Genomic DNA, 26,263 nt, shown 5'->3' on the forward strand with positions numbered 1-26,263 from the left:
AAAATCCATTACGCGCTGACCGCTGGCTCGGCGAATTGCGGAGCGGCACAGGACGTGACAGAAATGAGGCGGGAGGATGGCGGGGATCGGGCGGGGCCGTGGCGATTGCCCAAAAAACAGACGGCAAAAAACAGTCTGCCAAAAAACAATCGGCGGCGGAGCCACCCGGGTATGGCTCCGCCGCCGAACAGCCGGACGGGCAACAGGTCATGTGGCGGCGCGCGATGAGCGGCCGTGGGTCGTTGCCACTGGAACTCCAGCCGTGGTTCCGACCGATGCTCAGACCGGTCGGCGTCGTGGGAACAATGCGTTTTCGGCACCATCCATCACGCCGACCATGATGCGCCGGCCGGTCCGGATCGTCAAGTTTGTAGTACGTACAATTTAGTGGTCCGCATATCCGGACGATGCGGGCGGCGACCGACCGCGACGGTTCCGGTCAAGGCGCATAGCGGTCGTTGACCTGCCGGGCATGGCCGACCGACACCAGGATGTCGAGCAGTTCCTTGACCCGCGGCGACCGGGCGCCCTTGAACTGGCGGGCGAGGCTTTCGGCTTCGACGGCACGGCCGCAGCGGTTCAGCGCCGCCATCAGGCTGTGGACCTGTTCGGTCGGCGCCTTCGGCCAGACGATCCGCTTCGCCGTATCCGCCGCGATGTCGAGCGTCGCCGCGATCTGCACGGCGGGGCCCTGCCCGTTCGGGTTCTGGTACTCCGGCCGCAGCCAGCGGACGAGGCCGTCGCGTTCCTCGCGGTGACGTTCGGCGTTCAACGCCACGAGATTTTCCAGAACCCGCGCATCCTCCAGATCGGCCGGCCAGCCATAGGCGTCCGCCACCGCATGATCGATCCGGCTGTGGAGGTCCAGCATCACGCCGACCTGCCCCAGCTGGTAGATCTCCATCTCGCGCGCGGTCAGCTCCTCCCGGCTCCGTCCCTTCTCCAGCACATTGTAAAGCTCGGTCAGCGTCAGCCGGTCGGGATGCTCGGCCAGCACCCGCTTGCGATGGGCGTCGAGTTCCTCGGCAAGCTGACCGATCACCCGCTTCTGATGCGGCGTGGCATTGGGGAAGGGGAAGGTGTCGAAGCAGCGGGTTTTGTTATATACCGGCCTATCTTCAAGTGTTCCTCCGGTGGAAAGCGCCCAGTTCACGTGGAAAGCGCTGCTAAGAACCCCTAATACATACTGATCTTCTGACAGCCCGTTTCGAAAGTTGTCGCTGACGTGGTGAGGGTCTGACGTAAAGGCTGTTGGCAGGGGACACACACCCTGCCGGAGGCCGCCGATGTGGACGCCCGAGGACCGCCGGCTGGTTGGCGATTACGGCGCCGGCCAAGCCCTGAGCGATGACCAGTACCGCTTGATCGAGCCCCTGATTCCGTCAGCCAAGCCCGGTGGACGGCCCCGCAGTACGGACATGCGTCGGTTGCTGGACGCCCTGTTCTATGTGGTGCGGACCGGCTGCCAATGGCGCCATTTGCCGCCCCCGCCGGCCTTTCCGCCCTGGCCCACGGTTTACCGCTACTTCCGCGCCTTCCTGGAAGCCGGCGTGTGGGAGGCCCTTCGCCACCATCTGGTGGTGATGCTGCGCGAGCAGGAAGGCCGTGATCCGACACCCTCGGCCGCCATCCTCGACACCCAGAGCGTCAAGACGACGGAAAAAGGGGCGCCCGAGGCTTTGACGCGGCCAAGAAGATCAAGGGCCGCAAGCGTCACATCGCCGTCGACACCTCGGGCTTCCTGCTCGGCGTCCTCGTCCACGCCGCTGACATTCAGGACGCCGACAGCGCCGGAGCGCTGCTGACGCGGATCAAGCGGCTCTACTGCTGGCTGCGCGCCATCTTTGCCGACAGCATCTACAATCGGATGCCGGTGATCCTCGCCTGCTTCCTGCTCGGGCTGACGCTGATCATCGTCCGGCGCATCGCCGGCGGCGGCTTCATCCTCGTTCCCCGCCGCTGGGTGGTCGAACGATCATTCGGCTGGCTCGGACGGTGGCGACGCTTGTCAAAGGATTACGAGGAGCGCACCGACGTCGCCGAGGCCATGGTCACCATTGCCGCCATCAGGATCATGATACACCGCCTCGCTCACCCAAACCGAAAGCGGCTTCCTTCACCAGACTTTTGAAACGGGCTGTGAGGCAAAGCACACGATCCTGTTATCTGGAATAATATTTATCTCAATAAACTGAAATGATCGGTGCTTAGACGTCTCAATAGTTGCTATATATCTACCGATTCCACGGAAAGCCGACCGTAACTCCTTTCTTGGCTCACCAAACACCCACCAGTTCTCACGATATGACTGCCTGCCATTGGAGTTCCGTTCCGGCTTCACGCGATCCAACAGCCACTGATAAACCTTAGGATACTTCTGCCTGACTTCGGCTTCCGTCATGCCGAACAGGTCGATCACCATTATCCCACGGGAGCGCCCGGTCAGATCACGGCCATTCCGGTATTCGCGTATCCTCTGTTCCAGTCCAGCGATCCGCCCCAAGCCGAGAGCGCGCGCCTCTGCCGGGGTGACGAGAAAGCCCGACCCATGAAGCTTCACGCCGGGAGAGGACAGCCCGTCATTTGCCTTGAGCGCTTTCGCTGCCGCCACATCCGCTCCGACGGTCAGGTTCGCATGTATGCGCCCTTGCCGGACGGCGAGCACCACCGGCACCGCCCCGTCGCGATCCGGTGCCTGTCCCTCATGCACCACCGTCTTCAACAAGCCCGTCCGTTCGTCATGCTCGACGAGCGCGCCCACCGTCATCGCCACCCGCACCGCCGCCGCGCCCTGCCCGTCGGCCCAGGGGTGGTCCGGGATGGCGAAAGCCAGATACAGCGGCGTCTTCGCGTCCAGATGACGTTGGATGACCCGGCGGCTGAAGGTCTGGGTGATGCTGTTGGTGGTGATGAAGCCGAAGCGCCGGGCCGCTCCCTTGCGCACCAGATCGGCCGCCTTGTCCCACCAGTAGGTGACGAAGTCGGCGCCGCCGGGCATGTGAGGATAGGCCCGCCACAGCGCCTCGGCATAGCCGTCGCCCAGTTCGGCGCGCAGGTCCTTGCCGGCGATGAAGGGCGGGTTGCCGACGATGTAATCGGCCTCCGGCCAGTCCGCCGGCTTGGCTCCGACATGGCGTTGCAGCGGAACCGTCCGGCTTTCGTCCGGCACCTCCTGACCGGTGAAGGGGTCGGTCTTCCAGCTGAGGCCGTCCCACTTCACCCGCGGCTGGCCGGCTTCGTCCAGCATCGGTTCCACCCGCTCCCAGGACAGCACCGCGTCGCACTGCCGGATGTTGTCATAGGAATGGAGGATCGGCTCGCTCAGGCTTTCCGGCCCGCGCTGGCGTAGGTGGCATTGCAGATGGCCGATCCAGATAACCAGTTCGGCAATCGGCACGGCGCGGGGATTCTTCTCCAGCCCAAGAAGCTGGTGCGGCCCGACCGTGTGCCCGGCAAGGTCGAGATTGGCTTGTGTTCCGCCGCCGATGTCCTCCAGCGTCGCAATGACCTCCCCTTCCAGGGCCTTCATCTTCTCCAGGGCGACGTAAAGAAAATTTCCACTTCCACAAGCGGGATCCAAGACCCTGACAGAACAGAGCTTCCGATGGAAATCCTTGATTTCCTTGATGACCTGCGCCGGTTCTTTCTTTCGCTGGGCGTTCTCGGCGATCACCTGCGCCGCCCGCCACTCCGCCATCAACGGTTCGATCACGGCCGGCACCACCAGCCGGTCCACATAGGCGCGTGGCGTGAAGAAGGCGCCGTATTGGCTGCGCTCGCGCTTGCTCAGCGCGTTTTCCAGCAGGGTGCCGAAGATCGCCGGCTCCACATTCTTCCAGTCGCGTGAGCAGGCGGCGATCAGCTCGCCGATCTCCTGTTCGTCGAGCGCCAGCGCCTCGGCTTCGCGGAACAGCCCGCCGTTGAAATGCCGGACGCGCGAGCGGATGGTGATGTCGTGGTCGCTGCCCTTGTCCATGCTGCGCCAGAAGGGTTCCAGATAGCGCGGCAGGAACTGCGGGTTCGGCCGGGCGTCGTTCAGCACGCCGGTGAAGGCGCCGTCCGGCAGCAGCCCGACATTCTGCGCGAAGGCGGTGAACAGGCAGCGCATCAGGAACAGCGCCACCTGTTTCGGCTCGTACCGCTTTTCCAGGCTCTGCGCCAGCCGGGCGAGGCGCTGCGCGATGTCCCGCGTCACCTCGGCCCGCCGGGCGCTGGGGTCGAGGCTCTTGGGCGTTTCCCAGATCGCCTTCAGCCGCGCCCGTATCTCCGGATCGGCGAGATCCGCCAGCCTGATCCGGTGCGACCGGCTGTCGGGAAAGGGCATGTAGGCCTTGCCCAGCCCGGTGAAGTCGGCATAGGTCTCGATCACATGCCCGACATCGACGACGATCAGGAAGGGCGGCCAGCCATGATCGGTCGGCAGCGCCTTGGCATAGCGTTCGGCCTGGGCGCGCGCCTGCCGCATCAGCCGGTCCCATGACGGCCGCGTCCCGGCAGGCGGGGAGCTGTGGGGCAGCCCGCCGAACAGATCGCTCCCCTCCTGCCCGCCGCGCTGACGCTTGCGCGACTGCTTGGCCTCCAGAACGAAGCAATCCCGCTTGTAGCAGTCGAGATAGTTGTTGCGCCCGTCATCGCCCTCCAGGTCGAGCGCGCGAACCCTCTTCTCATAGACATAATTGTTGAGCGCGTCCTGTTCCGACGACGCTTCCGGCTCCGCCGTCCCGATCAGGGCGCAGAGCTGATTGATGAATTTCTGATAATTGGCGCGCTCCGACCCGCCCTTGTCGCTCCAATATTTGATGAAGGCTTCGGGGGAATGATGCGCGGCGGAATCGACAGCGACGCATCTGCCGTCAGCAACAGGACCGGAATGTGAGTCAATATGCAACTCGTGAGAGCTACATCCCTGTCTTACATCGCCCCTCATCCCATCACCACGGACAAATTCCCTAAATACGAGAAATTCGACCATGCGATAGATATTTTTATGCTGTCAAAACCTTCCCGCCGCTAACCGATAGATGCAAGAATGGATACACAAATCCGATAACTTAGCGGAAGCTGTCCGCAGAGTTGGCGACTAAATTCCTCATACAAAAGAAATCTATCAGGACATCTCAGCCGACTCGATACAAATAATACATTGGCGTGCAATGATCGGCTTTTCTTTTTGTTTTTATATGCTTGAGTATCATTAACAATCAACAAGGAATTTCCAACATCCCCATGCATTCATCTCCCTCAAATACGAAAGGGCCGCGCCCCCTTTCGGAAGCGCGGCCCTTCGTTGCCGAAGATTCCCTCACGCACAACCACGAGCGCGGGCCACCTTCGATGCGGTGGGGCGGCCGATGGCGTCGCTGATGAACGCTCCGGCCGCGATCAGCTTGTCCAGGTCCACCCCGGTCTCGATGCCCAGGCCGTTCAGCATGTACAGCACATCCTCGCTCGCCACGTTGCCGCTGGCGCCCTTGGCATAGGGGCAGCCGCCCAGGCCGGCGACGGAGCTGTCGACCACCGCCACGCCCATCTGCAGCGCCGCCAGGATGTTGGCCAGCGCCTGCCCATAGGTGTCGTGGAAGTGGACGGCGATCTTCTCCACCGGCACCCGCTCCGCCACCGCGGCGATCATCAGCTGCGCCTTGGTCGGCGTCCCCGTTCCGATGGTGTCCCCCAGCGAGATCTCGTAGCAGCCCATGGCGAACAGTCGCTCCGCCACGTCGGCCACCGCTCGTGGCGCGATCTCCCCCTCATAGGGGCAGCCGAGCACGCAGGAGACATAGCCCCGCACCGGCACGCCCGCCGCCTTGGCCTGCTCCATCACGGGGGCGAAGCGGTCCAGGCTCTCGGCGATGGAACAGTTGATGTTCTTCCGGCTGAAGCTTTCCGAGGCGGCGCCGAACACCGCCACCTCGTCGGCCTTGGCCGCCAGCGCGCCCTCCAGCCCCTTCACATTCGGGGTGAGGGCGGCATAGCGGACACCGGGCTTGCGGGTGATGCCGGCCAGCACCTCGGCGCTGTCGCCCATCTGCGGCACCCATTTGGGCGAGACGAAGCTGGCCGCCTCGACCACGCTCAAGCCGGCGTCGGACAGGCGGTCGACCAGCTCCACCTTCACCGCGGTCGGCACCATCGACTTTTCGTTCTGGAGGCCGTCGCGCGGGCCGACCTCCACCATGCGGACGAATTTCGGCAGTTGCATCATCAGCCCTCCGCGATGTCGAGAACCAGCAGGTCGACGCCTTCGGACACCTGATCGCCCGCCGCGAAATTCACGGCGCTGATGGTGCCGGCCGCCGGCGCCTTGATGGTGTGCTCCATCTTCATGGCCTCCAGCAGCATCAGCGGCGCGCCGGCCTCGACGCTCTGGCCGGCTTCGACCAGCACGCGGACCACGGTGCCCGGCATCGGCGCGGTGAGGCGGCCGGAGCCGCCCTCCTGCTCCGCCGCACGGGCACTGGGGTCGTCCAGCGTCAGGCGGGACACCGCGCCGTCGATCAGCACCGTGATGTCGAGCCCCTGCTGCACCACGGTGGCGCGGGTGCGCATGCCGTCCAGCGTCGCGGTCAGCAGCCCGTCCGACAGGCTGACGCCGGTCACCGGCATCGCCTTGCCGCCATCCACCGCGACCTCGTAGCCGTCGCTGCGGAAATGCAGCGTCACCTCGCGCGCGGTGTCGCCGTCCATCAGGCGCAGGTCGTAATGGTTCTCCTCGTTCAGCCGCCAGCCATTGGCGAGCAGCCAGGGCGAGTAGCGATCCGACCGGGCACGCAGAGCCGCCTGCGCCTCCTTCCGGCGCTTCAGCAGCACCGACAGTGCGGCGGCGGCCAGCGCCTTGTCGGCCACCGGGGCCGGCGGCGGCAGCAGGTCGGCGCGGTGGCGCTCGATGAAGCCGGTGTCGATCTCCACCGCCTTGAAGGCCGGGTGGCCGGCGATGGCGCCGAGGAAGGCGACGTTGGTGGTGACACCCACCACCTCATATTCGGCCAGCGCCACCCGCAGGCGGCGCAGCGCGCTGTCGCGGTCCTCGTCCCAGACGATCAGCTTGGCGATCATCGGGTCGTAATACATCGTCACCGAATCGCCCTCGCGGACGCCGGTATCGACGCGGACATGCTCATTCTCGGCCGGCGGGCGCAGCCGCACCAGCTTGCCGATGGCCGGCAGGAAGTCGCGCTGCGGATCCTCGGCGTAAAGCCGCGCCTCGAAGGCATGGCCCTTGCGGGTCAGCTGGTCCTGGCGGAGCGGCAGTTCCGCCCCGGCCGCCACCCGCAGCTGCCACTCCACGAGGTCCAGGCCGGTGATCTTCTCCGTCACCGGATGCTCCACCTGCAGGCGGGTGTTCATCTCGATGAAGTAGAAGCCGCCATCCTCATAGAGGAACTCGACGGTGCCGGCGCCGACATAGTTCACCGCCTTGGCGGCGGCGACCGCGGCCTCGCCCATGCGGCGGCGGAGGTCGTCGGGCAGGTTGGGGGCCGGCGCCTCTTCGATCACCTTCTGGTGGCGGCGCTGGACCGAGCAGTCGCGCTCGAACAGATAGACGCCGTTGCCGTGGGTGTCGCAGAACACCTGGATTTCAACATGGCGCGGCCGGCCGAGATACTTCTCCAGCAGCAGGCTGTCGTCGCCGAAGGCGGCCTTGGCCTCGCGCTGGGCGCCGGCCACCGCGTCGGCCAGCTCATTGGCGGCGCGCACCACGCGCATGCCCTTGCCGCCGCCGCCGGCCGACGCCTTGACCAGCACCGGATAGCCGATGCGCCCGGCCTCCGCCGACAGGGTGGCGAAGTCCTGGTCGGTGCCGTGATAGCCCGGCACCAGCGGCACGTCGGCATTCGCCATCAGCCGCTTGGATTCCGCCTTGGAGCCCATGACGCGGATCGCCTCGATCGGCGGGCCGATGAAGACGACGCCGGCCTCCGCGCAAGCCGCCGCGAAGCCGGCATTCTCCGACAGGAAGCCGTAGCCGGGATGGATGGCCTGCGCCCCCGTGCGCTTCGCCACGTCGAGGATGACGTCGCCGCGCAGATAGCTTTCGCCGACCGGGGCCGGGCCGATGCAGACGGCCTCGTCCGCCATCTGGACATGCATCGCCTTGGCGTCGGCCTCCGAATGGACGGCGACGGTCTTGATGCCCATGCGGCGGGCGGTGCGGATGACCCGGCAGGCGATTTCGCCGCGGTTGGCGATCAGGATCTTGTCGAACATGTGGGTCAACTCCGCCAGGACGGGGTGCGTTTGTCGAGGAAGGCGCCGACGCCCTCCTTACCTTCGGCGCTGGCGCGCTGGCGGGCGATGCGCTCCGCCGTGTCGCGCATCACCTCTTCGGTCAGCGGCCGGCGGGCGACGGCGCGGATCAGCTCCTTGGCAGCGGTGACCGCCGTCGGCGCGCTGTCCATCAGGTTCTTCACCGTCTTCGCCACCGCCTCCTCCAGCCCATCGGCGTTGGTCAGCTCATGCAGCAGGCCGATGCGATGGGCCTCCGCCGCGCTGAAGCGCTCGCCGGTCAGGAAATAGCGGCGGCAGGCGCGCTCGCCGATGGCGGCGATGACATAGGGGCTGATGGCGGCGGGGATGATGCCCAGCCGCACCTCCGACAGGGCGAAGGTCGCCGTCTCCACCCCGATGGCGATGTCGCAGGCCGAAACCAGCCCGACGCCGCCGCCGAAGGCCGGACCCTGCACCACGGCGACCGTGGGTTTCGGGCATTCGTCCAGCGTGCGCAACATGGTGGCGAGGCCCATGGCGTCGGCCAGATTCTCCTCACGGGAGTAGCCGGCCATCTTCTTCATCCAGGACAGGTCCGCCCCGGCCGAGAAGCTCTTGCCCACCCCGCGCAGCAGGACGACGCGCACCGCCGGATCCTCGCCGACCCGCCGGAAGGCCGCGGTCAGGTCGGCGATGACCTGCTCGTTGAAGGCGTTGTGCACGTCGCCGCGGTTCATGGTGACGGTGGCGACGCCGGTGTCGGCGATGTCGATGAGGATGTCGCTCATGCTCGCCTCCATCACATCCGGAACACGCCGAAGGGCGTCTTCGGCACCGGGGCGTTCAGCGAGGCGGACAGGCCTAGGCCCAGCACCATGCGGGTGTCGGCCGGGTCGATGATGCCGTCGTCCCACAGCCGGGCGCTGGCGTAATAGGCGTGGCTCTCGCGCTCGAACTGGGCGCGGATCGGCGCCTTCAACGCCTCCTCGTCCTCGGCCGACCACGGCTTGCCCTGGGCTTCCATGGCGTCGCGCTTGACCTGGGCCAGCACGCCGGCCGCCTGCTCGCCGCCCATGACCGAGATGCGGGCGTTCGGCCACATCCACATGAAGCGCGGGCTGTAGGCGCGGCCGCACATGCCGTAATTGCCGGCGCCATAGCTGCCGCCGATGATGACGGTGAACTTCGGCACCTTGGCGCAGGCGACCGCCGTGACCAGCTTGGCGCCGTCCTTGGCGATGCCGCCGGCCTCGTACTTCCGTCCGACCATGAAGCCGGTGATGTTCTGCAGGAACACCAGCGGGATGCGGCGCTGGCAGCACAGCTCGACGAAATGGGCGCCCTTCAGCGCGGATTCGCTGAACAGGATGCCGTTGTTGGCGATGATGCCGACGGGATAGCCGAAGATGTGGGCGAAGCCGGTGACCAGCGTCGTGCCGTAGAGCGGCTTGAACTCGTCGAAGCGCGAACCGTCGACCACCCGGGCGATCACCTCGCGCACGTCGAAGGGCTTGCGGGCGTCGCTGGGGATCACACCGTAAAGCTCGCGCGGGTCGAAGGCCGGTTCCTCCGGCTCACGCAGGTCGAGGTCGATGTGCTTGGCGCGGTTCAGGTTCGACACCACGCGCCGCGCCATCGCCAGGGCGTGGGCGTCGTTCATCGCGTAATGGTCGGTGACGCCCGAGGTGCGGGAATGCACGTCGGCGCCGCCCAGATCCTCCGCCGTCACCACCTCTCCGGTCGCCGCCTTCACCAGCGGCGGGCCGCCGAGGAAGATGGTGCCCTGGTTGCGGACGATGATCGCCTCGTCCGACATCGCCGGGACATAGGCGCCGCCGGCGGTGCAGCTGCCCATCACCACGGCGATCTGCGGGATGCCCTCGGCCGACATGTTGGCCTGGTTGTAGAAGATGCGGCCGAAATGGTCGCGGTCGGGGAAGACCTCGTCCTGGTTCGGCAGGTTGGCGCCGCCCGAATCCACCAGATAGATGCAGGGCAGGTTGTTCTGTTGGGCGATTTCCTGCGCGCGCAGGTGCTTCTTGACCGTCAGCGGGTAATAGGTGCCGCCCTTCACCGTCGCGTCGTTGGCGACGATCATGCACTCCTGCCCGGCGACGCTGCCGATGCCGGCGATGATGCCGGCCGACGGGATGTCCTCGGCATAGACGCCGTCGGCGGCCAGCTGCGACAGCTCAAGGAAGGGCGAGCCGACGTCGAGCAGCTGGCGGATGCGCTCGCGCGGCAGAAGCTTGCCACGGGCGAGGTGCTTTTCGCGCGCTCGTGAGCCGCCGCCCTGCTGGATGGTGGCGACCTTCCGGCGCAGATCGTCGACCAGCGCCTGCATGGCGTCGGCGTTGGCCTGGAACTCGGCGGAGCGCGCGTTCAGGGCGCTCTTCAGGACGGTCATGCCGTCTTCCTCCCGGTTTGGCGGTCTTGGTTATTGGGTGAGAGCGCGGCTGATGACCAACCGCTGGATGTCGCTGGTGCCCTCATAGATCTGGCAGACCCGGACGTCGCGATAGATGCGCTCCACCGGGAAATCGTTGAGATAGCCATAGCCGCCATGGATCTGGATGGCGTCGGAACAGACCTTCTCCGCGATCTCGGAGGCGAACAGCTTGGCCATCGCCGCTTCCTTCATGCAGGGCACCCCGGCATCGCGCAAGGATGCCGCATGCAGCACCATCTGCCGCGCGGCTTCCACGCGGGTCGCCATGTCGGCGAGGCGGAAGGCGACGGCCTGATGCTGGATGATCGGCACGCCCATGCTCTGGCGCTCCTGGGCGTAACGGATGGCATGGTCCAGCGCCGCGCGCGCCATGCCGACCGACTGCGAGGCGATGCCGATGCGCCCACCCTCAAGGTTCGCCAGCGCCACCTTGTAGCCGGCGCCTTCGGCCCCGAGCATCAGCTCGGCGGGCACCCGGCACTCCTCGAAGACGATCTGGCAGGTGTCGGAGCAGTGCTGGCCCAGCTTCTCCTCCGTCCGCGCCACCTGATAGCCGGGCGTGTCGGTCGGCACGATGAAGGCGCTCAGCCCCTTCTTGCCCGCCGCCGGATCGGTTACCGCGAAGACGATGGCGACATCGGCCTGCGAGCCCGAGGTGATGAACTGCTTGGTGCCGTTCAGCACCCAGTGGTCACCATCGCGCCGGGCGCGGGTCTTGATCGCCGAGGCGTCGGACCCCGCCTGCGGCTCGGTCAGGCAGAAGGCGCCCAGCATTTCGCCGCGCGCCATCGGCTTGAGGAAACGGTCCTTCTGGGCGTCGCTGCCGAACTTCAGGATCGGCATGCAGCCGACCGAGTTGTGGACGCTCATGATGGTGGAGACCGCACCGTCCCCGGCGGCGATCTCCTCGATGGCGAGCGCGTAGGCGACATGGTCGGTGGCGGCGCCGCCGAACTCCTCCGGCACCAGCATGCCCATCAGCCCGAGTTCGCCCATCTCGGCGAGTTCCGCCTTGGGAAAGGCGCCGCTGCGGTCGCGCTCGGCAGCGGTCGGGGCGAGCCGGTCCTGCGCGAAGGCGCGGGCCATGTCGCGGACCATGGTCTGTTCTTCGGTCAGGTGCATCGGGCGTTTCCTCAATCTTTATAGTCCCCTCTCCCCGGGGGGAGAGGGGGAATAAGGGCGGGAGAGCCTTACACCCGCTCCACCGCGATCGCCGTCGCTTCGCCGCCGCCAATACACAGCGACGCCACACCCCGCTTCAGGTCATACTTCTCCAGCGCGGCCAGCAGCGTCACGATGATCCGCGCCCCCGAAGCCCCGATCGGGTGCCCCAGCGCGCAGGCGCCGCCATGGACGTTCACCTTGTCGTGCGGCAGGTCCAGATCGCGCATCGCCGCCATGGTGACGACCGCGAACGCCTCGTTGATCTCGAACAGATCGACGTCGCGAGCCGACCAGCCCACCTTCTCGAACAGCTTCTGCATCGCGCCGACCGGGGCGGTCGTAAACAGCGCCGGCTGCTGGGCGTGGTTGGAGTGGCCCTTGATCTCGGCGATCACGCGCAGGCCGCGCTTGTCCGCCTCGCTGCGGGTGGTGACGATCAGCGCCGCACCGCCGTCGGAGATCGACGACGCATTGGCCGCCGTCACCGTGCCATCCTTGGCGAAGGCCGGCTTCAGCGTCGGGATCTTCTTCGGATCGCCCTTGCCCGGCTGCTCGTCGGTGTCGACCAGCACGTCGCCCTTGCGGCCCTTGACCAGAACCGGCGCGATCTCCGCCTTGAAGGAGCCGTCCTCCACTGCCTTGCGGGCGCGGTTCAGGCTTTCGATGGCGTAGTTGTCCTGCGCCTCGCGGGTGAAGTTGTAGCTGCTGGCGCATTCCTCGGCGAAGGTGCCCATCAGGCGGCCCTTCTCGTAGGCGTCCTCCAGACCGTCGAAGAACATGTGGTCCAGCACCTTGCCGTGGCCCATGCGATAGCCGGCGCGGGCGCGGTCCAGCAGGTAGGGGGCGTTCGACATGCTCTCCATGCCGCCGGCCACCACCACCTTGGCCGAGCCGGCCTTGATGACGTCATGGGCGAACATCACCGCCCGCATGCCCGATCCGCAGACCTTCGAGATGGTGGTGCAGCCGACGCCCTTCGGCAGCCCGGCGCCCAGCGCGGCCTGACGCGCCGGAGCCTGCCCCAGACCGGCCGACAGCACGTTGCCCATGAACACCTCGTCCACCGCGTCCGCGGCGAGGCCCGAGCGTTCCAGCGCCGCCTGGATGGCGACGGCGCCCAGCTGCGGGCCGGTCAGGCCCATGAGGTCCCCCTGGAAGCCGCCCATCGGCGTGCGGACGGCGGCGGCGATGACGATGCTGTCGGTCATGGTGGTCTGTCCCTTTCCCTCGATGCCTTGTTGCCGAACCGCTTTACGCGGTCTCTTTGAACAGTTCGCGCCCGATCAGCATGCGGCGGATCTCGCTGGTGCCGGCGCCAATCTCGTAGAGCTTGGCGTCGCGCAGCAGGCGGCCGGTCGGGTACTCATTGATGTAGCCGTTGCCCCCCAGCGTTTGAATGGCCTCCAGCGCCATCCAGGTCGCCTTTTCGGCGGAGAACAGGATGGCGGCGGCGGCGTCCTTGCGGGTGGTCTCGCCACGGTCGCAGGCCTTGCAGACGGCGTACACATAGGCCTTGGCGGCGTTCATGATCGTGTACATGTCGGCGATCTTGCCCTGCATCAGCTGGAACTCGCCGATGGGCTGGCCGAACTGCTTGCGGTCGTGGACATAGGGGATCACCACGTCCATGCAGGCCTGCATGATGCCGAGCGGACCGCCGGACAGCACCGCGCGCTCGTAATCCAGGCCCGACATCAGCACATTCACGCCGCGGCCGACGCCGCCCAGGATGTTCTCCTCCGGCACCTCGCAGTCCTCGAACACCAGCTCGCCGGTGTTGGAGCCGCGCATGCCCAGCTTGTCCAGCTTCTGCGCCACCGAGAAGCCCTTGAAGCCCTTCTCCACCAGGAAGGCGGTGATGCCGCGCGGGCCGGCATTGATGTCGGTCTTGGCGTAGATCACCAGCGTGTCGGCGTCGGGGCCGTTGGTGATCCACATCTTGGTGCCGTTCAGGACGTAGCGGTCGCCCTTCTTCTCCGCCCGCAGCTTCATCGACACCACGTCCGACCCGGCATTCGGCTCCGACATTGCCAGCGCGCCGATATGCTCGCCGGAGATCAGCTTGGGCAGATAGCGGCGCTTCTGCTCCTCATTGCCGTTCTTGCGGATCTGGTTGACGCAGAGGTTCGAATGGGCGCCGTAGCTCAAGCCCACCGAGGCCGAGGCGCGCGACACCTCTTCCATCGCCACGACATGCTCCAGATAGCCCATGCCGGCGCCGCCATACTCCTCCTCGACCGTCACACCGAGGATGCCGAGGTCGCCCATCTTGCGCCACAGCTCGTTCGGGAACTCGTTGCTGTGGTCGATCTCGGCGGCGCGGGGGGCGATCTCGTTGGCGGCGAAGCTCCGCACCGAATCGCGCAGCATGTCGGCCGACTCGCCGAGGTCGAAATTCAGGCTGGGGTACTGGTTGGACAGCATGGACGTATCGCTCCCCTGGGAAATCATCCGTTCTTTGACCATACGTTACCGTATGGCAAGGCCGGTGGCAAGGGGATAGCTGAGCGGCCAAAAACCTATTGAGCTTCAAGAGATTGGCCGCACCGCGCCTCCGCCTGAAATTTCCGCATCGTGGAAAGAACCGGGGGTGGGCCGATTTTCCCCAATCCTTTCAAGGCTGCCATGCATGTTGAATACTGTATTCCAGCCCGGCGAAGGTCGTTATAAGAGAAGCCAAGGCGCTATGTCCGGCCAGTGATAACGATTTGGGGGACCAACCAATGATTCGCGTGCCTCGCCCGAACATGGACGGCTTCACCATGGCCCTGGTGGCGACCGTCGGTCTGGCGACCGTGCTGCCGGTGGAGGGCCAAGCCGCCCAGGGCGTGCATTGGCTGGCGGAGGCGGCCATCGCGCTGCTGTTCTTCCTGCACGGCGCCCGTCTGCCGCGGGAAGAGGTGGTGGCGGGCATGGCGCATTGGCGCCTCCATCTGCTGATTTTCAGCCTGACCTTCGCCGCCTTCCCGCTGATCGGCTGGGCGGTGGTGGAAACGCTGCCGCACAGCCTGCTGCCGCCGGCCCTGGCGATCGGCGTGCAGTTCCTCTGCCTGCTGCCCTCCACCGTCCAGTCCTCGATCGCCTTCACCTCGATGGCGCGGGGCAACGTCGCGGCGGCGGTGTGCAGTTCCACCCTGTCCAACATCTCCGGCATCCTGATGACGCCGCTGCTGGTGGCGCTGTTCCTGAAGGTGCAGGGGAGCCCGCTGTCGCTCGACACGCTGCAGACCATCGCGGCGCAGCTCCTGCTGCCCTTCGTCGCCGGCCAGCTGCTGAGGCGCTGGGTCGGCGCCTGGGCGGCGCGGCACAAGACGATGCTGCGCTTCACCGACCGCGGCTCGATCCTGCTGGTCGTCTATCTCGCCTTCAGCGAGGCGGTGGTGAACGGCCTGTGGCATCAGGTACCGCCGGCCGCGCTGGGCATGGTGGTGCTGATCGACGGCGCCATCCTTGCGTTGTTCCTGATCGGCACGACGCTGCTCAGCCGCCGGCTGGGCTTCTCCCGCGCCGACGAGGCGGTGATCGTCTTCTGCGGCTCGAAGAAGTCGCTGGTCAGCGGCGTGCCGATGGCCGGCGTCCTGTTCGCTCCGGCCACCGCCGGTCTGGTGCTGCTGCCGGTGATGGTGTTCCACCAGATCCAGCTGATGGTCGGCGCCGTCCTCGCCCGCCGCTACGCCGAAGAGGACGAAGCGAGGGACGCCCTGCCGGCGACCTCGTAAGGGAACGAACCGCCCCTACTCCTCCGCGAACTCGCCCGTCGCGGCCATGATGGCGGTGCGGAACTGGTCGGCCTTGGCAGGGCCGGCGACCAGCTCCAGCAGGCGCAGGGCGTAGAACAGGCCGATCTCCGCCGTTTCCGCATCGTCCGGGTCGCCGGCCGCCTTGGGATACTGCGCCAGCAGGGCGTGCGCCCGCGCCATCAGCCCCTTTTCCATCGACGCCATCGCGGTCTTCAGCGGCTCGTGCAGGCCAAGCGCATCGGCCAGCCCCTCGCAGCGGCGCAGGGCACGGGCGTGGTCCTCGGCGGCGGCCTGGGCGTCCTCGTCCACCGCGGCGGGGCGGCCGTTCTCCGCCGGGGCCGCGACGGCGGTCAGGATGCCGCCGGGCGCGGTGTCGAGCACGGTGCCGGTCACCATGGTCCGCACCGCCGTCTTCACCGCCTCCAGCCGCTCGCGATAGACCGGCTCGGCCAGGAAGTCCATGACGGCGGAGGTGGTGGCGACGCTGGCGACCAGCCGCTCGGCGATGGCGATGGCCTCCTCCGGCGCGATGGCGGCGGCGGCCACCCCCGGTCCGGCGCTGTAGCCGTTGCCGTCCAGCCGGGCCGACCGCTCTTCCAGATTGGTGACCACCAGCCCGCTCAGCTGGGCGAAGATCACCGGCTGCTCGCGCCGCGCCTTGCCGAAATCCAGGTCGTTCAGCACCGTCAGCAGGTCGGCCGGGTTCGCCATGCGCGAGGCGGCGACCAGCAGCAGGTAATAGACCAGCCCGGTGGATTGCCGCGCCACCGCCTGGACCGCCTGCTCGATGACGCCGACATGCTCGTCCTCGAAGGCCGGCAGCGGCTTCGGCGCCAGCGCGTCCTTCAGCGATTCCACCGTCAGCCCGATCTCCAGGAAGGCGGCGATGTCCAACACCTGCCGCTGCAATTCCTCGTCGCCATGCAGCACGCGCCACAGCGCATGCCGGGCCCCGTCCTGCTCCACCGCCCCCCGAATGGCCTGGGCCGCCATCGGCCACAGCCGGCGCCCGATGTTGCGCAGCGCGTTGAGGTTGCCGGGCGCCGTCTCCTGCACCTGCCGGTCGAGCTGGTCGATCAGGGCGGTGTCGCCGCACTCCGTCACCAGCCGCCAGACCGGCTCGATCACCCGCCGCTCGATGCGGCCCAGCGGCACGTCGACGCCGCTGAAGCTTTCCAGCACATCCTCGAACGGCATGCACAGCACGCGCTTCAGCGTCGGGCGGCGGTTCGGGCGCACCTGGACCAGCCGCGGGCGGATGGCGGCGAAGGTCTGGCGCACGTCGGGATGGTCGCGCACCCGCTCCAGCAGGCGGACCACCTCGATGAACTTGTCCTCGGGGATGTCGAACAGCCGGCTTTCCAGCCCCGGCAGACGGTCGGCCTGCCCTTTTCCCCCCGCCCCTCCCGTCATGGCGCGCGCGCTTTCACCGCCTCGATCCGGCGGATGGCGTCGATGTCCATCTGGCCGGTGCGCCAGTCCTCCAGCATGCGGACGGAGCGGCGGTGGGCCACCTTGACCTGCTTGGAATCCCCGACGAAATCGCGGGTCGACTCCTTGCGCGGCAGCAGCGGCAGGATGCGGAACAGGTCGTTGACGGTCGCCGCCTGCTGGTGGTGGTCCTCGGCCTGCGCCACCTCCCACGCCCCGGTGATGTGGCTCCAGCCGTCGAGCAGCCACGCCATGCGGCCGGCCTGGGCGCGCACACGCAGGACCTCGCTGTCCCAGTCGCGCATCAGCGGCCCGATGGCCTCGATCCGACGGTGGAAGTCGCCCAGGACCTTGTCGCCGATGGAGATGGTGTGCTGCGCCACCTCGGCGCAGAACTGCGCCACCGGGGCGGCGTCGCTCGGCACGTCGTTCGCCCAGCCGGTCATGCTGTCGCGGAAGGCCTTCAGGTCGTTCAGCCCGCGCGTCAGACGGCCGGGCCGGGGCGAGCGCGCCAGCCCGACCGGCGCGGTGACCGCGGCGATGTCGGCCAGCCGGGAATAGAGCAGCGTGGCGTCCATCTTCAGGCTTTCCGCCGCGCGGGTCATCAGCTGCCGGGTCAGCCGCTGCCCCTCGTCGGTGTCGATGCCGGCCTTCAGCATCTCCGGCGATTCCAGGCCCACCGCCTTCAGGATCGCCAGGATCAGCAGATAATGGGTCAGCGTGCTCTGTTCCTCGTCCTCCTCCAGGGCGCGGCGGGCCGCCTGCGCCGCCTGCGGCCCGGCAAGCCCGCGCCGCGCCGCCTTCAGCGTCGCCCGGCGGATCTCATAGGGGGAACAGGCGTCCTCCTTCACGATCAGGTCGTGCAGATAGCGGTCGTGCATGGTCATCGACACCATGTCCGGCACCGCCTTCCAGGCGACGACATAGATGCCCATGCCCTGCGACAGGCTGGGGATCAGCACCTCAAGCTTCGACCGCTCGCCGCGGCGCACGCGGGTCTGGGACAGCAGCGGCGTGGTGAAGGCCACCGCGGCCCCCCGCTCCTCGAAGGTCGACGGCGCGTATTCGATCGCACCTTTCAACATGATTGCCGTTCCGGATTCGCCTGGTCGTTCTCTTGCGCCGGCGACGTCCCAGCCCCCCGGGTCCGTCGCAACCGCCACGCCCTCATCATTACATGGTCGTAAGAAAAGCGGCGGCGACCAATTTGTGCTGAATTGTAGCGCAGTGCGACGGCCTGTCGCACTCGGCAACAGTTCGCATAGCGAGACCGAGCAGTCCATAAGGGTTTTTCCTTGGATTACCTCCGCGACAGCTTGGCCGTCGCCGCAACGCGGCCGGATTTACCCGCGCAACTTTATAATGCGGGCAGGAAATCTCCGTACGGCCCGAGCCGCCTTCAGCGCCTCGCGACGCCCCTTGCGCTTTGCGCGGCGACGCGACAGTTTGGGCGCAGGTTACACCGCGAACATGGGAGAAGCAGAGGGTGAGCAACATCGGCATCGTGCTCGGACGGTTCCACCGCAAAGAGGTGGAAGAGATGCTGGACGAGGCGCGCACCGTCGCCGCCCGCCGCGGCCTCGGCATCGTCGCGGAGGTCTGGGTTCCCGGCTCGATGGAGAAGCCGCTGGCGATCAAGCGCCTCTTGATGCGCGACGACGTCGCCGGCGCCGTGGCGCTGGGCATCATCGAGCGGGGCGAGACCGAGCACGGCAACGTCATGGGCCATGCCGTCATCTCCAGCCTGATCGACCTGCAGCTGCAGTTCATGAAGCCGGTCGGCGTCGGCATCCTCGGGCCGGGCATCAACCCGTCGCAGATCCCGCCGCGCATCCGCCCCTACGCCGCCGCCGCGGTGGACGCCTGCGCCGACCTGATCGAGCAGGGATAAAAATCCTTCGCAGAAGACGGCGGACCGGCCGCTCCGGTCCGCCCACTCTGCCGGGCCGAACGCCGTCACCAGCCATTCACACCGCCAATATCGCACATAACAACTATCGATTTCAGGAATAGGGCAAGGACCTCTACATCAAGGTGCACAACAGCGGGGCGCCGCGCCGAACCGAAAGGCGGCACAGCGGTCCGCAGAAGAAATCACCGATGTTGGAGACACTTATGTCCATTCGCAAAACCGCCGCCACCGCCCTGTTCTCGGCCGTCCTCCTGGCCTCGGGCGCGTCCTTCGCGGCGTCCTCCACCGGCAGCGCTTCCTTCGCCGACCAGTTGAGCGAAGCCCGCGCCGCCCTGCAGCAGACCCTGCCCGGCGGCGTCGGCCGCACCGAGGTCCTGCAGGTGGAGCGTGACCTGTCCATCGCCCAGGATCTGAACCGCCAGGGCAAGACCGCGCAGGCGCAGAGCTATCTGAACCACGCCCGCGGCACGCTCGACCTGCCCTTCCGCGACGGCGAGGCGCCGGTGGCGTCGAACCAGGGCGGTTTCACCACCGCCAGCGGCGACTACGGCAGCATCTATCGCTGACCCACCTGTCGCTAACTGGCCAACCGCCCAGGCGACAGGGTCTGTCCGGTCATCCGCTGCGCCGCCTCGGCAACGAGGCGGCGCAGCCATGTGTGGGAGGCACGGGCCGTCACCTGCCGGTGCCACAGGCCCTGGATTTGAACCGCTTCCAGCGGACATGGCAGGTCGCGCACCGCCACCCCGGCCAGCCGGTGCAGCGATAGAGCCACCCGGTGCGGCAGCAGCGTCACCAGATCGGACTGCATGACGATCGGCAGCACCGCCGAATAATAGGGCACCGTCAACGCCACCCGCAGACGCAGGCCTCGCTCCTCAAGGCTGCGGCGCAGGGCCAGATGGCTGCGCGTCATCACCTGCCGGCGCAACCCGTGGCTCAGCAGATAGCCGTCGGACGATCCGTCATCCTCCTGGCCGGTCTGGGAAATCAGGATGTGCGGCGCCTCGGCCAGCCGTTCCAGGCTCATCGGCCCGGACGCCAGCGGGTGGTCCCAGCGGGCGACCAGCGACACCGACTCCGCCCACAGCGGCATGGCATCCAGCCGTTCCGGGATGGTATCGAAGAAGCCGATGGCCATGTCGCATTCGCCGTTGTCGAGGAAATGCATCAGGTCCAGCGTGTTGGCCGGAAGCACACGCAGGCGCACGCCGGGCGCGCGGTCGCGCAGCAACTCGGTCAGCGGCGGCAGCAGGGTCGAGCCGATATAGTCGCCGGCCGCCAGCGCGAAGGACAGCTCCGCCGTCGCCGGGTCGAACCAGGACGGCTCCAGCGCGTCCTTGATCTGCGCCAGCGCCTGCTGCACCGGGCCGGCGATCTCCAGCGCGCGGGCGGTCGGCTGCATGCCGGCGGGGGTGCGGATGAACAGCTGGTCCTTCAACAGCAGCCGCAGGCGTGACAGCGCGTTGCTGACCGCCGGCTGGGTCAGGCCGACGCGCCGGCCGGCACGGGTGACGTTACGCTCCTCCATCAGGGCGTCGAACACCACCAGCAGGTTCATGTCCAGTGCGGCCAGATTCATGATGCGGCGTTCATCTCACGGCATTCCTGTCACTGACCACCCAGCAGCTCACCCAGCGCGTGGCTCAGCTGGCGCGGGGTCACCGGCTTGTGGATGATGCCCAGCCCATGGGCGGCGGCGTCGCGTTCACAGTCGGGGCCGGTCTCGCCGGTCAGGATCAGGCCGGGAATGGGCCCAGGGGAAGGGGACTTGCCGGGATCGTCGTACAGCGCGCGGATGCGGGCGACCGCGTCGGTCCCGAACTGCCCTTCGCGCAGGCGGTAGTCGGCGACGATCAGGTCGGGGCGCCGGCCGGCGCGGCTCAGCCCCTCCACCGCCTTCTGGGCGGAGCCGGCGACCAGCACCTCGTACCCCCATTCGCGGAAGATCGTCTCCAGCCCCAAGAGAACGATGGCGTCGTCGTCGACCACCACGGCGAAGCGCCCGCGCCCGGCGGTCGCCGCCTCCGCCGCGGTCACCGGCGCCTCGATGCTGCGGCCCATCGGCAGGGCGATGACGAAGCTGGTCCCCTGCCCCGGCCTGGACTGGACGTCCACCGGATGGTTCAGCAGCTGCGACAGCCGCCGCACGATGGCCAGCCCCAGCCCCAGGCCGCGGTTGCGGTCGCGCTCCGGGTTGCCGACCTGATGGAACTCCTCCCAGATGCGCTCCAGATGGTCGGGCGGGATGCCGATGCCGGTGTCGCGCACCTCGATCAGCAGCCGCCCGCCGGCCCGGCGGCATTCGATGTCGATCCGCCCGCTCTCGGTGTAGCGCAGGGCGTTCTCCACCAGATTGCGCACCATGCGGGTCAGCAGCGTGCGGTCGGTGCGGGCGGCGGCCTTGCAGGAGGACACATGCAGCTCCAGCCCCTTCGCCGCCGCCACCGGCCGGTACGACGCGGCGATGTGGTCGAACAGCGGGGTGACCGACACATTCTCGATGTTCGGCTGGACCACGCCGGCATCCAGCCGCGACATGTCGAGCAGGCTGTCCAGCAGCTCTTTCAGCGCGTCCAGCCCGCGGCCCAGATGCATCAGCGCGTTGGCGCCCTGGCTGCCCTGCACATGCGGCTTCAGCACGTCGACGAACAGCAGCAGCGCCTGCAGCGGCTGGCGCAGATCGTGGCTGGCCGCGGCCAGGAACTTGCCCTTGGCGAGGTCCGCCGCCTCCGCCGTTTCCTTGGCCTGCAGCAATGCCTGCTGCGCCTGCCGCCGGGCGGTGATGTCGCGGAAATACACCGAAAGGCCGTCGGGGCTGGGATAGATGTTGACCTCCACCCAATGGCCCAGCACGGGAGACACCACCTCGATGGCCATCTCCCGCCCTTCGCGCGCCGCCTGCTTTTGCGCCTCCAGCGACTCGCTCCCCAACGTTTTGGGAAACACTTCCCAGAGGCGGCGACCCAGCATCGTGTCGCGCGACCGGCCCCAGAGCTGTTCCGCCTTGCGGTTGATGTAGGTGAAGCGCCAGTCGTGATCGACGGCATAGAAGGCGTCGCTGATGCTCTCCAGGATCTTCACCGCCCGCTCGTGCGAGGCGCGGGCCTCCTCCTCCGCCCGCTTGCGCGTGGTGATGTCGCGGAAGAAGCAGCCCACCCCCTCCGGCGTCGGCAGGAAACGGATCTCCAGCCACAGGGTGGTGCCTTCGCCGTCGAAGCGCTTTTCGACGCCGGTCGGCTGGCGCTCCATCATCGTCTTTCGGCACAGCGCTTCCAGGTCGGAACCGGCGAGCTGCGGCCACACCTCCCACAGGCGGCGGCCGCGCATCGCCGACAGCGACTGGTGGTCGAGCTGCTCGGCGCGGCGGTTCTGGTAGATGACGCGATAGTCGCAGTCCAGCGCCACCAGCGCCTCGTCGATGCTGTCCAGGATGTCGGTCGCGCGCCGGCGCGCGTCGGCGATGGCCTCCTCCATCCGCCGCTCGTCGGAGCGGTCGTGCAGGATCCACAGGAAACCCTCCTCGTCGCCCTGCAGCGGCAGGATGGTCAGCGCGCCCCAGACGACGAATCCGTCCCGGTGGCAAAAGGCACGCTCCTCCTGGATGCGGCCCTCGGCCAGCGCGCGCACCCGCAGCGCGTCGGGCACGCCGGCGGCGACCTCTTCCGGCGGAAACAGGATATCGACCGGCTGGCCCCGCGCCTCATCCTCCGTCCAGCCCAGGATGCGGACGGCGCCGGGGTTCCAGCTGGTCACCCGGCCGTTCGGCGACAGGGTCAGGATGGCGTGGCCGATGGCGCTGTCCAGGATCGCGCGCAGCCGCCGTTCGCTGTCGGCATGGGCGGCGCGGCTGTGTTCCAGCGCGTTGAAGGCGGTGCGCAGGTCCTCGTTCAGCGCGGTGACCGTCAGCAGGTCGTCGCAGCCGCTGCAGGCGGTGGACAGCGCGGTCTGCAGCCGGGCGTTCTCCCGCTCCAGCTCCTCCAGCCGCGCCAGCAGCGTCGCATCGGGACCCGAATCCGGTTGGCCATGCCGGTCACGCCCGCCTTTTATTCGGTTATCGGCGGACTCGTTCGGAACGGACTGCTGCTTGGTCATAGGCGCCCAAGAAAAACGAAAGTCTCATTGAATGAGAGTGCGCAATGACTAAAGCCTCTGTAAACCATCCAAAAGCAATATTCCGCATGATGGTCAGAGTGCGAAATTTAATCGATGTTGTTACCGCATATCGGTGATCGACTTCACCATCGCCCGCACGCCCGCATCGAGCACTTTATCACGCCGCAACACCAACCCCAGCTTGCGGATCAAGGGCGGCATCAGCGGCTGAACTGCGAAGCGGTCGCAATCCTGCGGACTCCCGACGGTGACCGACGGCAGGATCGACCGGCCCAGCCCGGCGGCGACGAGGTTCTTGATCGCCTCCACATTGCCCAGTTCCATCGCCGGGCGCGGCTGGATGCCGCCCGCCATGAACCAGCCGTCGATCACCGCGCGCATGGTCCCGCCGCGCTCGTACAGGATCAGCGTCTGGTCGGCCAGCGCCGCCGGGGCCACTCCCGCTGCCGGATCCTGAGCGCCGCCGCAAGGGTCGCCGCAGGGGTCGCTATTGGGGCCACCTCTGGGACCGACACAGACCAGCTCCTCGGCACAGACCGCTTCGATGGACAGGCCGGGGCGGCCGGCCGGCAGCGTGACCAGCGCCAGATCGAGCGATCCGCCCTCCACCGCGTCCAGGATGTCCGGCGTGTTGCCGGTGACGACGATGATCTCCAGCCCCGGATGGGCGCTGCGCAGCGCCGTCAGGATCGGCGGCAGGCGATAGATGCAGGCGGTGGCGCCTGTGCCGATGCGCACGCGCCCGACCTGCCCGGCGCGGTGGCGACCCATGGCGACAGTCGCCGCCTCCATCTCCTCTCGGAGGCGGCGGATGAAGGGCAGCAGGTCGCGCCCGGCCGCGGTCGGCAGGGCCCGCTTGCCCACCCGCTCCACCAGCCGCACGCCGAAGCGCTCCTCCAGATTGCGGATCTGCATGCTGACCGCCGGCTGGGTCAGGCCGAGCCGGCCGGCCGCCTCGGTGAAGCCGCCATGCTCGACGACGGTGGCGAAGGTGATGAGCTGGTCGAGGTTCAGGCCACGCATACCCACAGTCTTCCTTATGATTCCGATCAAATCAATAAATTTGCCTTTTTATCGGCCCTCCGCGACGGTGTGCCCATGACGACCGCCGCCATTCCCGCTCCCGCCGCCCGCCAAAGCTGGCTTCTGCTGCTGTGCGCCAGCCGCTTCGCCACCTCGCTGTCCTTCATGGTCTATGCCGGCGCGCTGGGTCCGGCGATGCAGGCCTGGGGCATGTCGGCGGGGGAGGCCGGGTCGATCCAGACCGCCTTCAACGTCGGCTATGCCCTGTCGCTGGTCGGGTCCTCCTGGTTCGCCGACAGCCTGGGCGCCAAGCGCGTCTTCCTGTGGGCAGGCTGGGCGACAGCGCTGACCGGCCTCGCCTTCGCCTTCTTCGCCCGCTCGGCGGAAAGCGGGCTGCTGCTGTTCGCGCTGGTTGGGCTGACCCAGGGCGGCACCTACGCCCCCTCCATCATGCTGGTGGCGCAGGGCGTGCCGCCGGCGCGGCGCGGGGCGGCGGTGGGCTGGCTGCTGGCGGCGGGGTCGCTGGGATATTTCGGCTCCATCGCGCTCGCCGCCGGCCTGTCGGAGCGCTTCGGTTACGAGGCCGCCTTCATCGCCTGCGGGCTTGGGCCGCTGCTGGCGGCACTGCTCGGCACGGCGGGACTGCGTGGCCGGGCCAATCTGGTGGCCGGCGGCGGAGCGCGGCGGCTGCGCGGCGCCTTCCGTTTCCTGGCCGACCGCCGCTCCCTGCTGCTGACCGTGGGCTACACCACCCATTGCTGGGAGCTGCTGGGCATGTGGGCGTGGCTGCCCGCCTTCCTGACCGCCAGCCTCGCCGGTTCCGGCGGCGCCGGGGTTCGCGGGCTGTGGATCGCCGCGGCCATCCACATCTCCGGCTTCCTGTCCTCGCTGCTGATGGGGCGCGCGTCCGACCGGCTGGGCCGGCGAGCGGTGCTGATCGCGATGGGCGTGCTGGGCGCGGCCTGTTCCTTCACCATCGGCTGGATGGACGCCATGCCCCTGGCACTGGTGCTGGCGGTGGCGGCGCTCTACGGCTTTTCGGCGCTGGGCGATTCGCCGGTGCTGTCCACGGCGATGACGGAATCGGTCGAGCCGGGCAGCCTGGGTGCGGCGCTCGCCGTGCGCTCCATCCTCGGCTTCGGCGCCGGCGGTGCCGCACCGCTGGCGGTCGGTCTGGTGCTCGACCATGCCGGCGGCGCGGCGGAAGCCATGGGCGGTTCCGGCTGGGGCTGGGGGTTCGCGCTTCTCGGCGTCGGCGGCGGGTTGGCGACCGTCTGCGCCCTTCTTCTTCCCGCCGACCGTCCTCAACGGAGCTGAGTCCAATGTCTGCCATCACGGTGCGGGCGTCCGCCGACGCCGACATTCCCGCCATCACCGCGCTCTATGCCCACCATGTCCTGCACGGCACAGCCTCTTTCGAGGAGGTCCCGCCGGACGAGGCGGAGATCGCCCGCCGCCGCGCCGACATCCTGGCCCGCGGCCTGCCCTATCTGGTGGCGGAGTGCGAAGGGCGGCTGGCCGGCTACGCCTATGCCGGGCCGTACCGCACGCGCAGCGCCTACCGCTTCACGCTGGAGAACTCGGTCTATGTCGCGGACGGCATGGGCCGTCGCGGCATCGGCCGGGCGCTGATGATCCCGCTGCTGGAGATGTGCGAGGCGGCGGGCTACCGCCGGATGATCGCGGCGATCGGCGACAGCGCCAACCACGGCTCGATCGGCCTGCACAGCGCCTGCGGCTTCCGTCACGTCGGCATCCTGCCGTCGGTGGGCTTCAAGTTCGGCCGCTGGCTCGACGGCGTGCTGATGGAGCGCCCGCTGGGCGAGGGAAGCGACAGCCTGCCGGTCGAGCGGCCGGCGCAGCCTTGATTATAGTGCAGCCGTGCCGCCTCGCTGATCCTGGGCGTCATCCTGATCCGGTTCTGACGCATCGGGCTCAGTCCGCCCCCAACAGCTCGTCCCGGTGCGGCCTGGGCGCCTTCGCCATCGGCACCGTCCGCGGCAGCTCCACCGACGGCAGTTGCCAGTCCATCGGCGGCGCCGACCCCGGCGTCGGCCGGTATTGGTCCAGCAGCGCCAGCAGGGTCAGCAGCGCCAGGGCCAGCGCCACCAGCAGCAGCCGGCGGTCCACCCCGGCCATAGGACCTTTGCCGTCGCCGGGTCCGGTGTTGTCGCGATCCAGCAGAGCCATGCTCCGTCCTCCCGTCCAGTCGGCCTCGTT

The 26,263-nt window shown here is 67.8% G+C and carries 21 protein-coding genes and 1 pseudogene; 6 read left to right on the forward strand and 16 right to left on the reverse strand.

The features are described 5' to 3' along the window. Positions 1-439: 439 nt before the first annotated feature. Both B9N97_RS05445 and B9N97_RS36940 read right to left on the reverse strand, forming a co-directional pair. Positions 440-1,042, reverse strand: coding sequence for a hypothetical protein (locus B9N97_RS05445; RefSeq protein ID WP_085084120.1), 603 nt, complete (start codon positions 1,040-1,042; stop codon positions 440-442). Between the two features lie 33 nt (positions 1,043-1,075). Continuing rightward, positions 1,076-1,267 (reverse strand): annotated as a pseudogene (locus B9N97_RS36940) (type IIL restriction-modification enzyme MmeI); the annotation flags it as partial. A 19-nt stretch (positions 1,268-1,286) separates the two neighbouring features. Between B9N97_RS36940 and B9N97_RS05450 the strand changes: the two are divergent. Beyond that, positions 1,287-2,131, forward strand: a protein-coding gene (locus B9N97_RS05450) for an IS5 family transposase (protein ID WP_244560564.1) whose coding sequence is annotated in 2 segments (ribosomal slippage) — positions 1,287-1,662 and positions 1,662-2,131 — 846 coding nt in all. Because the reading frame shifts where the segments join, the coding sequence is not laid out codon by codon here. Here the strand turns inward: B9N97_RS05450 and B9N97_RS05455 are convergent. The 8 genes from B9N97_RS05455 to B9N97_RS05490 all read right to left on the reverse strand — a co-directional run bounded on the left by B9N97_RS05455 (position 2,117) and on the right by B9N97_RS05490 (position 14,245). Continuing rightward, positions 2,117-4,972 (reverse strand): class I SAM-dependent DNA methyltransferase, encoded by a 2,856-nt coding sequence (locus B9N97_RS05455; RefSeq protein WP_143266364.1) that lies wholly within the window; start codon positions 4,970-4,972, stop codon positions 2,117-2,119. The genes B9N97_RS05450 and B9N97_RS05455 overlap by 15 nt on opposite strands. A 330-nt stretch (positions 4,973-5,302) precedes the next feature. Continuing rightward, positions 5,303-6,202: a hydroxymethylglutaryl-CoA lyase gene (locus B9N97_RS05460; RefSeq protein ID WP_085084124.1), complete on the reverse strand. Its 900-nt coding sequence runs from the start codon at positions 6,200-6,202 to the stop codon at positions 5,303-5,305. Positions 6,203-6,204: 2 nt separating this feature from the next. Continuing rightward, entirely contained in the window at positions 6,205-8,208 is a 2,004-nt protein-coding gene (locus tag B9N97_RS05465) for an acetyl/propionyl/methylcrotonyl-CoA carboxylase subunit alpha (RefSeq protein ID WP_085084126.1), read from the reverse strand. A 5-nt stretch (positions 8,209-8,213) separates the two neighbouring features. After that, positions 8,214-8,996 (reverse strand): enoyl-CoA hydratase/isomerase family protein, encoded by a 783-nt coding sequence (locus B9N97_RS05470; RefSeq protein ID WP_085084707.1) that lies wholly within the window; start codon positions 8,994-8,996, stop codon positions 8,214-8,216. Between the two features lie 11 nt (positions 8,997-9,007). Continuing rightward, a complete protein-coding gene (locus B9N97_RS05475) occupies positions 9,008-10,615 on the reverse strand; it encodes a carboxyl transferase domain-containing protein (RefSeq protein WP_085084128.1) in 1,608 nt (535 codons plus the stop codon). 30 nt (positions 10,616-10,645) lie between these two features. After that, positions 10,646-11,779, reverse strand: coding sequence for an acyl-CoA dehydrogenase (locus B9N97_RS05480; RefSeq protein WP_085084131.1), 1,134 nt, complete (start codon positions 11,777-11,779; stop codon positions 10,646-10,648). A gap of 68 nt (positions 11,780-11,847) precedes the next feature. After that, on the reverse strand, positions 11,848-13,029 hold the full coding sequence (locus B9N97_RS05485) for an acetyl-CoA C-acyltransferase (RefSeq protein WP_085084133.1): 1,182 nt from the start codon (positions 13,027-13,029) through the stop codon (positions 11,848-11,850). 43 nt (positions 13,030-13,072) lie between these two features. After that, positions 13,073-14,245 (reverse strand): isovaleryl-CoA dehydrogenase, encoded by a 1,173-nt coding sequence (locus B9N97_RS05490; RefSeq protein ID WP_085084135.1) that lies wholly within the window; start codon positions 14,243-14,245, stop codon positions 13,073-13,075. A gap of 299 nt (positions 14,246-14,544) precedes the next feature. On the opposite strand from B9N97_RS05490, the gene B9N97_RS05495 reads away from it, so the two are divergent. Then, the gene (locus B9N97_RS05495; RefSeq protein WP_085084137.1) at positions 14,545-15,540 is read left to right on the forward strand and encodes a bile acid:sodium symporter family protein; all 996 of its coding nucleotides are present in this window, start codon (positions 14,545-14,547) and stop codon (positions 15,538-15,540) included. Positions 15,541-15,555: 15 nt separating this feature from the next. Here B9N97_RS05495 and B9N97_RS05500 read toward each other — a convergent pair whose 3' ends face one another. Both B9N97_RS05500 and B9N97_RS05505 read right to left on the reverse strand, forming a co-directional pair. Continuing rightward, the gene (locus tag B9N97_RS05500) at positions 15,556-16,974 is read right to left on the reverse strand and encodes a hypothetical protein (protein ID WP_085084139.1); all 1,419 of its coding nucleotides are present in this window, start codon (positions 16,972-16,974) and stop codon (positions 15,556-15,558) included. Further along, the gene (locus B9N97_RS05505; RefSeq protein WP_085084141.1) at positions 16,971-18,077 is read right to left on the reverse strand and encodes a hypothetical protein; all 1,107 of its coding nucleotides are present in this window, start codon (positions 18,075-18,077) and stop codon (positions 16,971-16,973) included. The genes B9N97_RS05500 and B9N97_RS05505 overlap by 4 nt, the downstream gene beginning before the upstream one ends. 401 nt (positions 18,078-18,478) lie before the next feature. On the opposite strand from B9N97_RS05505, the gene B9N97_RS05510 reads away from it, so the two are divergent. Both B9N97_RS05510 and B9N97_RS05515 read left to right on the forward strand, forming a co-directional pair. Continuing rightward, positions 18,479-18,883: a 6,7-dimethyl-8-ribityllumazine synthase gene (locus B9N97_RS05510; protein WP_085084143.1), complete on the forward strand. Its 405-nt coding sequence runs from the start codon at positions 18,479-18,481 to the stop codon at positions 18,881-18,883. Positions 18,884-19,107: 224 nt separating this feature from the next. Beyond that, complete coding sequence (locus B9N97_RS05515; RefSeq protein ID WP_085084145.1) at positions 19,108-19,470, forward strand: hypothetical protein; 363 nt, start codon at positions 19,108-19,110, stop codon at positions 19,468-19,470. A gap of 11 nt (positions 19,471-19,481) precedes the next feature. On the opposite strand, the gene B9N97_RS05520 is transcribed toward B9N97_RS05515, so the two are convergent. From B9N97_RS05520 to B9N97_RS05530, 3 genes are all read right to left on the reverse strand, one after another. Beyond that, positions 19,482-20,486 (reverse strand): LysR family transcriptional regulator, encoded by a 1,005-nt coding sequence (locus B9N97_RS05520; RefSeq protein WP_085084147.1) that lies wholly within the window; start codon positions 20,484-20,486, stop codon positions 19,482-19,484. 29 nt (positions 20,487-20,515) lie between these two features. Then, complete coding sequence (locus tag B9N97_RS05525; RefSeq protein WP_085084149.1) at positions 20,516-22,999, reverse strand: PAS domain-containing hybrid sensor histidine kinase/response regulator; 2,484 nt, start codon at positions 22,997-22,999, stop codon at positions 20,516-20,518. Positions 23,000-23,119: 120 nt separating this feature from the next. Further along, on the reverse strand, positions 23,120-24,043 hold the full coding sequence (locus tag B9N97_RS05530; protein ID WP_085084151.1) for a LysR family transcriptional regulator: 924 nt from the start codon (positions 24,041-24,043) through the stop codon (positions 23,120-23,122). A gap of 75 nt (positions 24,044-24,118) precedes the next feature. On the opposite strand from B9N97_RS05530, the gene B9N97_RS05535 reads away from it, so the two are divergent. Further along, a complete protein-coding gene (locus tag B9N97_RS05535; RefSeq protein ID WP_085084152.1) occupies positions 24,119-25,360 on the forward strand; it encodes an MFS transporter in 1,242 nt (413 codons plus the stop codon). Between the two features lie 5 nt (positions 25,361-25,365). Next, entirely contained in the window at positions 25,366-25,911 is a 546-nt protein-coding gene (locus tag B9N97_RS05540; RefSeq protein WP_085084154.1) for a GNAT family N-acetyltransferase, read from the forward strand. Positions 25,912-25,978: 67 nt separating this feature from the next. On the opposite strand, the gene B9N97_RS05545 is transcribed toward B9N97_RS05540, so the two are convergent. Then, entirely contained in the window at positions 25,979-26,233 is a 255-nt protein-coding gene (locus B9N97_RS05545) for a hypothetical protein (protein ID WP_085084156.1), read from the reverse strand. Between the last annotated feature and the right edge of the window lie 30 nt (positions 26,234-26,263).

The organism is Azospirillum oryzae (assembly GCF_900177515.1).
GTDB classification, from domain to species: domain Bacteria; phylum Pseudomonadota; class Alphaproteobacteria; order Azospirillales; family Azospirillaceae; genus Azospirillum; species Azospirillum oryzae_A.

Coding starts and splice junctions, on each gene's coding strand:
- B9N97_RS05455 (WP_143266364.1), bottom strand. CDS start 4,972: ATGGTCGAATTTCTCGTATTTAGGGAATTTGTCCGTGGTGATGGGATG.
- B9N97_RS05460 (WP_085084124.1), bottom strand. CDS start 6,202: ATGCAACTGCCGAAATTCGTCCGCATGGTGGAGGTCGGCCCGCGCGAC.
- B9N97_RS05465 (WP_085084126.1), bottom strand. CDS start 8,208: ATGTTCGACAAGATCCTGATCGCCAACCGCGGCGAAATCGCCTGCCGG.
- B9N97_RS05470 (WP_085084707.1), bottom strand. CDS start 8,996: ATGAGCGACATCCTCATCGACATCGCCGACACCGGCGTCGCCACCGTC.
- B9N97_RS05475 (WP_085084128.1), bottom strand. CDS start 10,615: ATGACCGTCCTGAAGAGCGCCCTGAACGCGCGCTCCGCCGAGTTCCAG.
- B9N97_RS05480 (WP_085084131.1), bottom strand. CDS start 11,779: ATGCACCTGACCGAAGAACAGACCATGGTCCGCGACATGGCCCGCGCC.
- B9N97_RS05485 (WP_085084133.1), bottom strand. CDS start 13,029: ATGACCGACAGCATCGTCATCGCCGCCGCCGTCCGCACGCCGATGGGC.
- B9N97_RS05490 (WP_085084135.1), bottom strand. CDS start 14,245: ATGCTGTCCAACCAGTACCCCAGCCTGAATTTCGACCTCGGCGAGTCG.
- B9N97_RS05495 (WP_085084137.1), top strand. CDS start 14,545: ATGATTCGCGTGCCTCGCCCGAACATGGACGGCTTCACCATGGCCCTG.
- B9N97_RS05500 (WP_085084139.1), bottom strand. CDS start 16,974: ATGACGGGAGGGGCGGGGGGAAAAGGGCAGGCCGACCGTCTGCCGGGG.
- B9N97_RS05505 (WP_085084141.1), bottom strand. CDS start 18,077: ATGTTGAAAGGTGCGATCGAATACGCGCCGTCGACCTTCGAGGAGCGG.
- B9N97_RS05515 (WP_085084145.1), top strand. CDS start 19,108: ATGTCCATTCGCAAAACCGCCGCCACCGCCCTGTTCTCGGCCGTCCTC.
- B9N97_RS05520 (WP_085084147.1), bottom strand. CDS start 20,486: ATGAATCTGGCCGCACTGGACATGAACCTGCTGGTGGTGTTCGACGCC.
- B9N97_RS05525 (WP_085084149.1), bottom strand. CDS start 22,999: ATGACCAAGCAGCAGTCCGTTCCGAACGAGTCCGCCGATAACCGAATA.
- B9N97_RS05530 (WP_085084151.1), bottom strand. CDS start 24,043: ATGCGTGGCCTGAACCTCGACCAGCTCATCACCTTCGCCACCGTCGTC.
- B9N97_RS05535 (WP_085084152.1), top strand. CDS start 24,119: ATGACGACCGCCGCCATTCCCGCTCCCGCCGCCCGCCAAAGCTGGCTT.
- B9N97_RS05540 (WP_085084154.1), top strand. CDS start 25,366: ATGTCTGCCATCACGGTGCGGGCGTCCGCCGACGCCGACATTCCCGCC.
- B9N97_RS05545 (WP_085084156.1), bottom strand. CDS start 26,233: ATGGCTCTGCTGGATCGCGACAACACCGGACCCGGCGACGGCAAAGGT.